General features: G+C 34.3%; 10 protein-coding genes. 6 read left to right on the top strand and 4 right to left on the bottom strand.

Features of this window, described 5'->3' with window-relative positions; all coding sequences use genetic code 11:
• The first annotated feature begins 7 nt into the window (after positions 1–7).
• The 3 genes from EV144_RS14840 (at position 8) to EV144_RS14830 (ending at position 1755) form a co-directional block, all read left to right on the top strand.
• Positions 8–628, top strand: coding sequence for an alpha/beta hydrolase (locus EV144_RS14840; RefSeq protein ID WP_134149931.1), 621 nt, complete (start codon positions 8–10; stop codon positions 626–628).
• Complete coding sequence (locus EV144_RS14835; RefSeq protein WP_134149930.1) at positions 628–981, top strand: hypothetical protein; 354 nt, start codon at positions 628–630, stop codon at positions 979–981. Before EV144_RS14840 ends, EV144_RS14835 begins: the two co-directional genes overlap by 1 nt.
• A gap of 156 nt (positions 982–1137) precedes the next feature.
• Complete coding sequence (locus tag EV144_RS14830) at positions 1138–1755, top strand: TMEM175 family protein (protein WP_134149929.1); 618 nt, start codon at positions 1138–1140, stop codon at positions 1753–1755.
• Positions 1756–1757: 2 nt separating this feature from the next.
• Here EV144_RS14830 and EV144_RS14825 read toward each other — a convergent pair whose 3' ends face one another.
• Complete coding sequence (locus EV144_RS14825; protein WP_134149928.1) at positions 1758–3353, bottom strand: sigma-54 interaction domain-containing protein; 1596 nt, start codon at positions 3351–3353, stop codon at positions 1758–1760.
• Between the two features lie 305 nt (positions 3354–3658).
• Here EV144_RS14825 and EV144_RS14820 point away from each other — a divergent pair, with 305 nt between their 5' ends.
• A complete protein-coding gene (locus EV144_RS14820) occupies positions 3659–4597 on the top strand; it encodes a ring-cleaving dioxygenase (protein ID WP_134149927.1) in 939 nt (312 codons plus the stop codon).
• Positions 4598–4694: 97 nt separating this feature from the next.
• On the opposite strand, the gene ppk1 is transcribed toward EV144_RS14820, so the two are convergent.
• The 3 genes from ppk1 to EV144_RS14805 all read right to left on the bottom strand — a co-directional run bounded on the left by ppk1 (position 4695) and on the right by EV144_RS14805 (position 8721).
• Entirely contained in the window at positions 4695–6707 is a 2013-nt protein-coding gene (gene ppk1 / locus EV144_RS14815) for a polyphosphate kinase 1 (protein WP_134149926.1), read from the bottom strand.
• Positions 6708–6908: 201 nt separating this feature from the next.
• Positions 6909–7313, bottom strand: coding sequence for a ribonuclease E inhibitor RraB (locus EV144_RS14810; RefSeq protein ID WP_134149925.1), 405 nt, complete (start codon positions 7311–7313; stop codon positions 6909–6911).
• Between the two features lie 190 nt (positions 7314–7503).
• Entirely contained in the window at positions 7504–8721 is a 1218-nt protein-coding gene (locus EV144_RS14805) for a helix-turn-helix domain-containing protein (RefSeq protein WP_134149924.1), read from the bottom strand.
• A gap of 218 nt (positions 8722–8939) precedes the next feature.
• Here EV144_RS14805 and EV144_RS14800 point away from each other — a divergent pair, with 218 nt between their 5' ends.
• Positions 8940–11843: a TonB-dependent receptor gene (locus tag EV144_RS14800; protein ID WP_134149923.1), complete on the top strand. Its 2904-nt coding sequence runs from the start codon at positions 8940–8942 to the stop codon at positions 11841–11843.
• Positions 11844–11872: 29 nt separating this feature from the next.
• A complete protein-coding gene (locus EV144_RS14795; RefSeq protein WP_134149922.1) occupies positions 11873–12688 on the top strand; it encodes a tyrosine-protein phosphatase in 816 nt (271 codons plus the stop codon).
• The last annotated feature ends 24 nt before the right edge of the window (positions 12689–12712 follow it).

Raw genomic sequence — 12712 nt, 5'->3', positions numbered from 1 at the left:
TTAAGCTATGAATTTAGATACAATTACAGCCGGAGTACCTTTAAACGAAGCAAAAAAAGCACTAATAATGCTTCACGGACGCGGTGCAACGCCACACGATATTCTTTCGATTGCCAGACATCTTGATGTTGAAGATTTTGCGCTGGTTGCGCCTCAGGCAGAAAACAGAACCTGGTATCCGTATTCGTTTTTGGTGCCAATTCAGGAGAACGAACCTTCCTTTTCAAATTCATTAGAAGCCGTACATCAGGTTTTAGTAGCGGTACAACAAAACGGAATCGAAAAAGAAAATATTTATTTCCTGGGATTTTCGCAAGGTGCTTGTCTCGCTTTAGAATTTACAGTCAGACTTGCTGCAAAATACGGCGGCGTTGTCGCTTTTACTGGCGGTCTTATTGGTGATAAAGTGTACGAAGAGCATTATCACGGAAACTTTGAAAACACACCAATTTTTATCGGAACGAGCGATCCCGATTTTCATGTTCCGGTAGAACGCGTAAACGAATCTGAAGCACTTCTTAAAAAAATGGGCGCCAATGTGACCAAAAAAATCTACGAAAATATGGGACACACCATTAGTCAGGATGAAATTGACTGGGCAAATAAACTTGTTTTTTCTAAAAAATAATGATTCAGATTACGAGAGTTTACAGCAACGAAAATGGCGAAAGTCATTTTGAAGACTTCGAAGTTCCGTTAAAAAATAATGGCGATATCGGGTTTTTATCTGAAGATGAACCCGTAAAATCAATTGTTTTTAGAGAAGTAAAACCTGCTTACGATTATGATTTTCATAATGCGCCCGATCGCCAATATATTGTTTTATTAGATGGCGGTGTAGAAATCGAAACTTCATTGGGAGAAAAAAGAACTTTTAATACCGGTTCTATATTATTGGTGGAAGACACAACCGGTAAAGGACACAAAACAAAAAATATTGAACCAAAACTCCGGAAATCAATATTTATAAAATTATTTTAAACACATAGCTTTAGCGATGGCAGCTTTGTCAAAGTTTTGAACTTTGACAAAGCTTTCGGAATGAATTACGTTTACATAACGTCTTTTTTAAAACCTAAAAAACTATGTTCCTACGTGTTAAAACAATTACACTCAATTATTTAAAAAATTTATAAAATGGAAAAAGAAACGGTAAGAATCGAAGGTTTCAGCGATGCTGTTTTTGCCATTGCGATCACGCTTTTAGTTTTAGATCTTCACACGCCGAATGCCGATATCGTAAAAAACGGTGCACAATTATTAGCTTATTTAAAAGGTGAATGGACAACATATCTGGCGTTTACGCTTTCTTTTTTCAGCATTTTTATCATGTGGGTCAATCATCACAAGATTTTCAAGCAGATTTACAGCCGTAATACCGCCATTATGTTTGCCAACGGATTGATTCTTTTTCTGGTTTCTGCTGTTTCGTTTCCGACTGCTTTACTGGCACGTTTTTTTAATGGCGAAGCATCCAATATTGCTGTTGCAGTTTATACGGGAATCTTTGTTTTTATCAATATTTCGTACAATCTTTTGTGGTTTATTGCGAGTAAAAACAGAAACCTTTTACGTCCCGATATTACAGATTCTGCTATCAGAAAAATTCGAAATAATTATCTGTACGGGTTCCCAACTTATTTAATTGCGTTTGCAATTTCGTTTGAGTTTCCGGCAATTGCGCTCGTTATTAATATGCTTTTATTGGTATTTTGGGCCGTTTCTTCAGGAAAAATTAATGTGGTTCAGGAATAAAATCAGCTTAAGAAATGTTCTTTTTTAATGCCTAATTTCTGCATTTTAGAAATCAAAGTTGTTCCCGGCAAATCTAATAAAACAGCTGCTCCTTGCGGTCCCGAAATTCTGCCGCCACATTTTTTTACGACTTTTAGAATATGTTCCTTCTCTATTTCCTGTAACGTTTTGGTACAAAAATCAGTTTCAGAATTTGAAGATTCTGTTCTAAAAATTTCCGAAAAAGTCATTTCTTTTATCACCTCTTCTTTGGCAAACAAAATACTGCGTTCTACCATATTTTCTAATTCACGCACATTTCCCGGCCACGCATTTGCATTCATTTTATTTAATACTTTTTTAGAAAAACCTTTTATCTTTTTTCCGATTTTATGCGAATGTCTTTCCAAGAAAAAATTTGCAAGGATTTCAATATCTCCCGGACGTTCGCGCAAAGCCGGAAGTGAAATGGGAAATACATTCAGTCTGTAAAATAAATCGCTCCTAAAACGGCCTTCGGCAACTTCTTTTTCGAGCGATCGGTTTGTTGCTGCAATTACTCGCACCTTTACTTTTATGCTTTTATTGCCTCCTACTCTTTCAATTTCTTTTTCTTGTAAAACGCGGAGCAATTTTCCTTGCAATTCCAAAGGAAGTTCTCCTATTTCATCGAGAAAAATCGTGCTGTTTTGGGCTTGTTCAAATTTGCCGATTCTTAAATCTGTCGCTCCTGTAAAGGCGCCTTTTTCATGTCCAAACAATTCACTTTCTATTAAATTTTCTGGAATCGAGGCGCAATTTACTTTCACCATTCTTTCATTAGAAAACGACGATAATTGATGAATTGCACTCGCAATTAATTCTTTTCCAGTTCCGGTTTCTCCAAAAATCAAAACAGTAGCATTGGATGGTGCAACTTGCGAAATCAATTCGTAAACGTTTTTCATTGCATTGCTGTTGCCAACAATTCCGTAAAAACCTTCGGCATCCGTATTTACAGTTTCTGATTTTCTTTCACCTAAATTCTTTTTCAAAAATCTTAATTCAGATAAATTGTTTTCGTATTCTGATGCTATTTTAATATTTCTAACCGTGATAGAAAGCTGTGTAGCAATGCCACGAATAATTCGATTGGATTCTCTGCTAAATGTGACAGCGTTTTTAAAGAAGAGAAAAAGTACATTTCGATTTCCTTTTATATACGGGAGACAAATCCCGATTCCGTTTTTAAAATTTTTATTGTTTATCGAATGAAGATAATCTGGAAGTGTATTTTTTTTCTCTGTTAAAGTTTTTAAGTCGAAAATAACAGTATCGGCAGAATCCATGCAAAGATCAAAAAAGCCGTCGTTTATAGTATAAGATTTGTTTTCAGTTCTTTTTTGTTCCGAATATTGATAGAAGATTTCGTAGTCGGTTTCATTTTCATTCGCGGAAGCCAAAATAAAATCTTCAAAAGAAAAATGCTCTTTTAAAATATCATTTACAACGCTATGAAACTCTTGTTTGGTTAAAGCCTCAGAAAGTGATTTGCAAATCGACAAAATCGCTATTTGTTCTCGTTCTCTTTCCTGCAGTCTGTTTAACATTATTGCAGTTTGATCTGTCGGGTTTTGCATAAATCGTAATTGGTGTGGTATTTTGTAAATTTAAGAAATAGCCTTTGTTTAATTACTATCGATTTTAGAAATAAAGAAATTCTACAGCTATAAAATTACGATATATCGTAGAATAAAAAACATGTTAAACAATATAAATCATTACTAAACAACACATTACAACAAACGGAATGTTATTTGGATATTGTTTGAGCAATAAAAAAAGGATTCCTTTTTATTTCTTAATCTAGGTTAATCGATGCAGCACTATAACGGTCGTAAATTTGTAAAACAAAATCAATAACAATTTAATACATAAAAATACCATGGAAAATAAAATTTTAGGCTTACACCATATTACTGCAATTGCAGGTGACGCTAAACGTAATTTCAACTTTTACTCTAATATATTAGGACTTCGTTTTATCAAAAAAACAGTCAATTTTGATGATCCGGGAACTTACCATTTTTACTTTGGTGATGAAGTAGGAAGCGCAGGAACAATCTTAACTTTTTTCCCTTGGGGAGAAGGAATTCAACAGGGAAGAAAAGGTTCTGGAATGGCTACAGAAATTGGTTATTCTGTACCAAAAGGAAGTTTGGATTTCTGGCAGCAACGTTTTGAAAAATACAATGTAATTTATAATAAACCTTCTGAAAAATTCGGAGAAAAATACCTGACTTTCTTAGATCCCGACGGTTTGAAATTAGAGTTAATTGAATCTAAAACAGAGGATAACAGAAAAGCCTGGGAAACTGACGAAGTAAAAGCTGATGTAGCAACAAGAGGTTTTCACAATATTACTTTGACTTTAAATAACATAAAAGCAACTGCTGCAGTTTTAACCGAAATATTTGGTTATAAATTGATTGACCAAGATGTAAACCGTTACCGTTATGCTACAGATGCTGTAGAAAATGCTGCTATTGTTGACTTAGTAGAATTGGCTGAAGAAAAACGCGGTTTAAATGCCAACGGAACGGTTCATCACGTTGCTTTTAGAGTTGCAAATGATGAAATTTTAATGCACTTCCGTGAAAAAATCGAAGAATTTGGATTGTCTATTACACCACAAATTGACAGAAACTATTTCCACTCTCTTTATTTTAGAGAACCGGGCGGTGTTTTATTCGAAATCGCTACAGAAAATCCTGGATTTATGGTAGATGAAAGTGTAGAAGAATTAGGTAAAAACTTAAAACTTCCTGCACAATATGAATCTGACAGAGCGGCAATTGAAGCGCATTTGGTTAAGATTAATTAAGTATAAAATTTAGTGTATTTACACTTATAATCAAAAAGCTCTGTTTTACAGAGCTTTTTGATTATATAATGGTGCATCATTACAAAAAATATTAAGATTAATTACGTTCTGCTAATCTGTCGTAAATTTCGGTTTGTGCTCTGCGTTTTATTGCGTTCTCCTCTCTAATTATGTCGTTTGTTCCGCAGTTATTGATCGTTCTTTTTTTGGTGTTGTCACCAAGTTGGATTTCAATAATCTGATTAATTGCTGCAATGTGATTTTCATCCTGCAACGGGAAAGCAACCTCGATTCTTCTGTTTAGATTTCTGCTTAACATATCTGCAGAAGACAAATAGATCTTTTCATGACCATTGTTTGCAAATTTGTAAATTCTGGCATGTTCTAAAAACATATCGACAATCCTGTATATTTTTATATTTTCGGATGTATTTTTAATTCCCGGCAATAACGTGCAAATTCCGCGTACAATAAGCGTGACTTCGACACCTGCCCTGCTTGCTTCTATCAGTTTATCAATAATATCTTTTTCGTCTACACCATTTACTTTTAAAAATACAGATGCAGGTCTTCCAGCTTTTTTGTTTTTTATTTCATTGTTTATCAACTTTATTAATCGCTCTTTCATTTCAAATCCTGCAACCAAAAGATGTTTTATTACTTTTGATTTCTTTTTCGTTTTTAAAAACGTAAATACGCGGGTCAAATCTGCTGCATATTTTCTTTCGGAAGTAAAAAAACCGAAATCTGCATAAATGCTTGCCGTACTTTCGTTGAAATTTCCCGTTGACAGGTAGCTGAAATATTTCTTTTTACCAAGCTGGTCTTTCATTGTAACCATTGCCACTTTAGCATGAACCTTTAAATTTGGCATGCTTTGGATAATTTTTATTCCGGCATTCTTCATTTCTTTAGACCAGAATAAATTGTTGTATTCATCAAACCTAGCTTTAACCTCAACAAATACTGTTACTTTTTTACCATTTTTTGCTGCACTTATCAAAGCGTTTGCAATTAAGGACTGGGAAGAAATACGATATAAAGTTATTTGTATTTCGGTAACATCCCGATGCACAGCGGCCTGATTAAAAAACTGAAGAACGTAAAAATAGGACTGATAAGGAAAATGCAGCAACTGATTCTGTTTTTCGATAATTTCAAAAATTGAATTACTGTTTTCGAAAGCAGTATGTTTGAGGCTTGGATAATTTGGTCCTTGAAGTTCTGGTTTTAAAGGATTGGGAAATTTAAATAAGTCGTATAAATTATGATGGGTTCCTCCTTTTATCATTTCATTTTCCTTTAAGCGAAATGTGTTTCTGCATACCAGAATTGATTCAGAATCCATATTATAATCATATAGAAATCTGGTGGATGATCCGTTTTTTCTCTGCTCGATTTTAGCTTCGATTTTGGCTATTAAATCTCCTGAGTTTTCATCTTCTATCTGATAGTTTTCGTCTCTGTTCAATTTTACAGCGTTGCAGGAAACAATTTCTGCATGAGGAAATACAACAGACAAACAATTTTTGATAATGGTGTCAATAGAAATGATATAGTTTTGATTTTCAATACTTTTTAATTGCTTGTAACGATCTACTTTATCTGATGGAATGTTTAAATAAGCATAATTAAAATTTCCTGAAATATCTTTAAGTTTTACGAGTAGATATAAGCCGCGATTTTTTAGATAATGAACTTTTGATTTCTTTTCTAAAATGTAAATTACTTGTATGTAGGAGAGAATTATACTTTTAAAAAAATACTCAATCTCGTGCAGATGTTCAGGCAGGATTTCCTGATTTTCGTAATATATGATGTTATTGGCACGGAGTTCTGGTAGAATAGAACTGCTCCAAATTTTTCCAAATCTATTTTGCTGCAGATTAACTTCGGCTAAAATTTTATCTAGTAACTCACTGTTTTTCTTTGTTTTTTTTCTCTGCAGTTTATTAATTTTTACCCTGAAAAACTCATCAAGATTAGAAGAATGAATGGCCAAAAATTTAATTCGTTCATATAAGGCATTTGCAGTATCATCTGCTTCGTCTAAAATACAGCTGTTAAAAGAAAGCCATGAAATCTCTGAGGGAATAAGGTGATGCTGCATTATAATGGTGTTAAGGAGTAAAGATTAATTAGAAGTAAATTTCAACATTATTTATCTTTTAATATTAAATTCAATCAGCTATTAACTATAATTTAAACCTCAGCTAACATTGATAATGTGGTAAGGATTTCTATTAAAAATACAATAAAAAAAATCCTAATTTACATTAGGATTTTTTTTATCATTAGCTATACGATTAGATTATTTCGACTCAGAAACAATTTTCCAGTTGTCAAAATTACAATCATACTTATATCCTAATTCACACATTTCACCAACCCATTTACTTAGGGATTCGTGCATCATTTTAATTTCTGTGGTTCTTCCGGAAATTACGAAAAGATTTTTATCCTGTGGCGCAGGTCCATAATTTACTATGTAATCCATTTTTTGGATTTCCTTTTCTAATTTTTGTGCTTTTTCAAGAGAATTTGAGTAAAAAAAATAATCAATTTTTAATTCATCCTCTTCTTCAACAGATGCATCACGTAAACTTACAAGTGATTCTGTTGCAAGTCTAAAGTGTTTGCCCAGATTGGCTGTTAAATCATTTTCAGAAACTAATCGTTTCTGTTTTTTAGGTTTTAAAAAACTTAAGATTTCCATTTTTGTTGGTCTATTTTTTTATGTTGTTTTTTTGTCGAGCGCAAATCTAAATAGTATTATATGTATTTCAATGTTAAGTTTTTATAGCAAAGCTTAGAAGGCTTTTAAGAGGCTGTTATTAGAAAAAAATCGAATATTTGAATCGAAACATAAATATAATCCTACGAAAATATAATTTGGTTTATGTTTTTCAATTTACAGTTTCTTTAGAAATCAAATTAAGATATTCTGTTGGTGTATTTGAGGTCACTTCTTTAAAATACCTGTTAAAGGAAGACTTAGAATTGAATCCTGCTTCATAGGCTAATTCAAGAATATTTACACTCTTATTCTGCATAGTCAATTGCGCTAATCTGTCTTTTACATATTGAATTCTATACTCATTTATAAAGGTATAGAATGGTTTATTTACAAAATGATTCAACGTTTCGCTCACATGATATTTTTTCTGATTTGTAAGCTTAGAAAGTTTGTCTATTGTTAATTCGCTGTCTGTAAAATGTTTTTCTGCTTCCATTGCTGCCTCAAGTTTGAGCAGTATTTTAAACATTTCTTTCTCGCGCAGAATTTCTTTTCGCTTTTGTGGTGCGGGGCGCTCCTTTTTGGATATAACAATTGTGTTTGATACTGGCTGTGTTGTAAATAAACTTATAGTATCTATTTGTAAATCTGCGTGGCTTATCAGTTCTGTAGTGGCAGAAAAGTCAATCTCATTAAATACGTTTTCGTCTTTAGAGTTTTCTAACAAAGGCTCGATAGTGACCGTATATTTATGAGTGATGATTCTAATTACAATACAAATAAGTAATGCATATATAACACTTCTGCCGAGGTAACTAAGAGAAAAAGCATTGGGCATAAAAATGGTCATAAATGAACCTATTAGACCAATTAATAGAAAAAGCGAAGCAAGCTGTACAATCAATTTTCTCTCAACACAGCTGGAAGATAATTTTTTTACTGCTATATAAATAATAGTACAGGAAAAAATTATATCTGACGAAAGTAATGTATAAAGTGTTATTGTGTTGTACCAATATAAAAACTGATGTCCTTTTGGAGATCCAGCCGCCAAAACACATATTGTAGAAAAATAGGCAATTGCACCAAGCATTAAAGGAAAAAAAAGATACCATCTTGAGGAAGGCACAAATTCCGGGTTGATGGTTTTCCGCATATAAAGGTATAGAAGCGGAATATAAGAGAAACCTATAAAAGTATTAAGCATATTTAATACTTCCTGATCTTTTATAAAACTAAAAATGTAAAATTTGATAGAAAGATGAAGTCCGATGCAAACCACGAGCGAAATCAGCAAATCATCGGCGTTGGTGCGGTACCTGCTTCTTAAAAGTAAAACTACGGCTAGTAATGCCTGAAATATTCCTATAGCAATAATATATTTCATCTGAAATCTTTGTGCTAAAGTACTTCTGCGGGGTTAAATAAATGTTTTCAAATTGCAAAAAAACTGATTCGTAACAATTTAATAACAATCTTAAATCCTTTATAAAACAAGCCTTTATAAAGAAATCTACAAATTGGCACCTGTATTAAGTAGTTATAAATCTAGACGGTCGTGGTACATTATATTTCGTAACAAATTTGCCAAAAAATCACACAACCATGTTACTAAAAAACTCTTGCAAATTTAAACACAAGCAAAAACAGGTTTTCACAAAAGCTCTTTTTATTGTGTTACTTACAGTCGGTTTTCTATTACCGGCAAATGCCCAGATTATTAAAGGAATCGTAACCAGCGATACTGGTACTCTGCCAACGGCTAATATTGTTGGTAAGACATTTCAAAATTCAACTATTTCAGATTTACAAGGTGCCTTTACGTTTAACGCTCCAAGTACAGGAGAAGTTACAATCGAAATCAGTTATATTGGCTTTGAGACAAAATCGGTTACTGTAAACCTAGTAAAAGGAATCAATGATATTGGTTTTGTACAAATGTCACCAGATGGTTCCAGTACGCTTAAAGAAATTGTAGTTTCTGGTACAATGGCGCCATCGCAGGCAAAAGCGTACAGCATCAAAAAGAATTCGCTTGCTATTATGGATGTTATGGCTGCCGATGCGATTGGTAAACTTCCGGATCGTAATGCTGCCGAAGCTGTTCAGCGTATGCAGGGAGTTGCCGTTGCCCGTTATCACGGTGAAGCCGATCAGGCTACGGTAAGAGGTACGCCTTTTGCCTGGACTTCTACTTTATTTAATGGAAATCGTCTGCCAAGTTCAAATGTTATGGGAAACCGTTCTTCTGTTCTGGATGCCGTTCCGTCTGAAATGATTCAGTACGTGCAAGTTGCCAAAGCGATTACACCAGATATGGAAGGCGATGCAATTGGAGGTTCTATTAATTTTATTACCCGCACCGCACCATCTAAACGTACATTAAACGTAAGTGCAGCCGGAGGTTACAATACTTTTAGTGAAAACGGAACTTATAATGCTTCTGTAACTTACGGAGACCGTTTTTTCAATAATAAATTAGGCGTAATTGTTTCTGGAGCAATCTGGAGCAGACAATGGGGTTCTGATGCCTTTGAAGCAACATATAATACGGGCGCAACTGTTGTAGAACAAAAAAGATCTCTTAATACAGTACTTTTCAAACGTTACATGGGCGAACGCGAAACTAAAGGTTTAAATGTTGGTGCAGAATATAAAATAACAGCTTCTGATAAAATATTTTTTAGAGGAATGGCGAACAAATTTGATGACATTCGCCCAGTGTACGAATCTTATATCGATTATACCAACAGCCGTTTTCAATACAATTACAGATATTCTCATTACCAAACGGCATTAAATGGTTTTGAAGTTGGTGGTGATCATCAATTAGGCGAAAAATTCAAACTGGACTGGAGTTACAGCAATCACAAATCAGAATATTATCTGGACACACCTCCTACTTCTGGTAATAAAGGTCTTCCTATTGCAACTTTCCGCCAAAAAATTACAGGCGGCTTCAATGATCTTTCAAGCGACGGAAAACGTTATTGGGGCTTTGATTCTCCAAACGGAGTCGGCGGAACAGTTAATAATTTTGAAACGGGTTTAACCGATCCAAATGAAGTTATGGATCCGTCTAAACTATTATTGAGTCAATTGGTAATTGCGCAATTAGATAATAGTGAAAGAGATCAAATTGGTCAGTTGAATTTAAAAGTCGAAGCCAGTTCTAAAGTAAATCTGAAGTTTGGTGCCAAATACCGTCACAAAGACAGAACAAACACTTACGGATCTAATTTTGTATATCTTCCGGGAGCTGCAGCCGGAGTTCCAAATTCGCCTGCTTTGGTTCCGCTATCTAATTTGCAGACAGCCAATTTTCCTAGCGGAAGTAAATTCTTTGGCAACATGAATGGAGATTTTAGCCAGTTTATTGTAAATCCATTAACTAAAGATCAGCTGTTTAATATGTTTGGACAATCTTTTCAGACTGCGAACGGAATTATGGATTTTACTTCTAAAACTAACGCAACTTCTTTTTATACAGGAGACGAAAGTGTAATTGCAAGTTACGCCATGGCAGAAATAGATGCAACAGAAAATCTAAAAATAGTTGGAGGTCTTCGTAATGAATACACTGATATGACTTTAAACGGAACAAAAGCAACTACAGAAGGAACGCCGGCCGTGGTGACTTTAAGTCCATCAAAAGTTGAAAATGATTATAATGCATTTCTTCCTATGCTTCATTTAAAATATAAATTAAGCGATAAATCAAATCTTCGTGCTGCTTACACCCGCACATTTGTACGTCCGAATTTTGGTGATATGACACCAGGAAGTTCTACCAATACTACATCTTCACCACAAACCATAACACAGGGAAATCCTGATTTGAAGCCTACATTCAGCAACAATTTTGATTTAATGGGCGAATATTTCTTTGATAATGTTGGATTAATTTCCGGAGGTGCTTTTTATAAAAATATTACCGATGTGGTTTTCACCGATGTCAGCATGCAGAATATTGCCGGAACAGATTATTTAGTTACGCAGGCAAAAAACTTAAACAAGGCGACTTTGGCTGGATTTGAAGCTGGAATCAACAAAAGATTCGATTTCCTTAACGGATTTTGGAGCGGCTTTGGTGTAGAATTCAATTATACTTTTATCGATTCTAAAACAGAAGTTCCCCGTACTGCCGGAACAACTGTCGTAAATGATAAAACCAGTCTGCCGAATCAGTCTAAAAACCTTTTTAATGCTATTCTATTTTATGAAAGAAATGGTTTAATGATTCGTCTTGCAGGGAATTACCGCGGAAATTCTGTAGAAAGCATCAACCAGCAATTGGGTCCTGATTATTATATCTGGACAGATTCAAACTTTACTCTTGATGCGTCTGCAACTTACAGCATTACAAAAAAACTTAAAGTTTTTGTTGAGTTAAATAACCTGACCGATTCTCCTGTAAAAATGTACATGGGTAACGAAAAGCGTCGTATTACCTCTCAGGAATGGTACGGAAGCCGTGGACAAGCAGGCCTTAGATATGATATTTTTTAAAAAATAATAAACACAAATAAATAAACGAAATGAAAAAAGCAATAATCACAATGGCAATTCTAGTACCAATGTTAGCATCAGCACAACTTACCGACAGTATTAAAAGATTGGTACCGGTAAAAGGAGGAATGAATTTTAGAGATGTTGGCGGTTACAAAACTACGGACGGAAAACAAGTTGCCTGGGGAAAAGTATACAGAAGCGCAGGAATTGATAAATTAACAGACACCGATTTAGCTTTATTGGAAAAGAAAAAAATTAATACTGTAATAGACTTTAGAGGTGTAGCAGAAGCAAAAGCTGCACCAGATCGTCTGCCTAAAAACACAGATTACACTTTGAGTCCTGCAGGAAGTGACAGTTTGCCGAATCCAACGCAAATGGTTAAGTTTCTAAAGGAAGGGAATTTTCTTGAAAAATTTTATGGTGTTGATGCTGTAAAATACAGCGGAGACCGATTTCGCCCTTTGTTTGTTAAGCTCTTAACTGCCGATAATAAAGAAGCCGTAATGTACCATTGCACAGGAGGACGCGACCGTACCGGTATGGCAACTGCATTATTTTTATATGTGCTGCAGGTACCACAGGAAACGATCGAAGCAGATTATGTTGCTTCAAACGTTTACCTTCTTCAGATGAATAAAAAAATGCTGGCACCGCTGGCTCAGATGAGCGGTCTTACAGAAGCAGAAATAGAAAAAGAAATGGCGTTAAGACCAGAACTTATTCGTGCTTTTTTTGATGGGCTTAAAAACAAATACGGAAGTATTGAAAATTTCCTTCAGCAGGAAATGGGTATTGGACCAAAAGAAATTGCTTTACTGAGAAAAAAATATACAGTGTAATTGTTTTATTTGTTTTTAAATTGG

The sequence above is a fragment of the Flavobacterium sp. 270 genome, assembly GCF_004368785.1.
In the GTDB taxonomy this organism is placed as follows: Bacteria; Bacteroidota; Bacteroidia; order Flavobacteriales; family Flavobacteriaceae; genus Flavobacterium.
Note: the sequence above shows the minus strand (reverse complement) of the source record. Positions and strands in the feature narration are given on the sequence as shown.

What these genes read in the sequence shown, in the direction of transcription:
- EV144_RS14840 (WP_134149931.1), top strand. Translation starts at nt 8, where the DNA reads ATGAATTTAGATACAATTACAGCCGGAGTACCTTTAAACGAAGCAAAA.
- EV144_RS14835 (WP_134149930.1), top strand. Translation starts at nt 628, where the DNA reads ATGATTCAGATTACGAGAGTTTACAGCAACGAAAATGGCGAAAGTCAT.
- EV144_RS14830 (WP_134149929.1), top strand. Translation starts at nt 1,138, where the DNA reads ATGGAAAAAGAAACGGTAAGAATCGAAGGTTTCAGCGATGCTGTTTTT.
- EV144_RS14825 (WP_134149928.1), bottom strand. Translation starts at nt 3,353, where the DNA reads ATGCAAAACCCGACAGATCAAACTGCAATAATGTTAAACAGACTGCAG.
- EV144_RS14820 (WP_134149927.1), top strand. Translation starts at nt 3,659, where the DNA reads ATGGAAAATAAAATTTTAGGCTTACACCATATTACTGCAATTGCAGGT.
- ppk1 (WP_134149926.1), bottom strand. Translation starts at nt 6,707, where the DNA reads ATGCAGCATCACCTTATTCCCTCAGAGATTTCATGGCTTTCTTTTAAC.
- EV144_RS14810 (WP_134149925.1), bottom strand. Translation starts at nt 7,313, where the DNA reads ATGGAAATCTTAAGTTTTTTAAAACCTAAAAAACAGAAACGATTAGTT.
- EV144_RS14805 (WP_134149924.1), bottom strand. Translation starts at nt 8,721, where the DNA reads ATGAAATATATTATTGCTATAGGAATATTTCAGGCATTACTAGCCGTA.
- EV144_RS14800 (WP_134149923.1), top strand. Translation starts at nt 8,940, where the DNA reads ATGTTACTAAAAAACTCTTGCAAATTTAAACACAAGCAAAAACAGGTT.
- EV144_RS14795 (WP_134149922.1), top strand. Translation starts at nt 11,873, where the DNA reads ATGAAAAAAGCAATAATCACAATGGCAATTCTAGTACCAATGTTAGCA.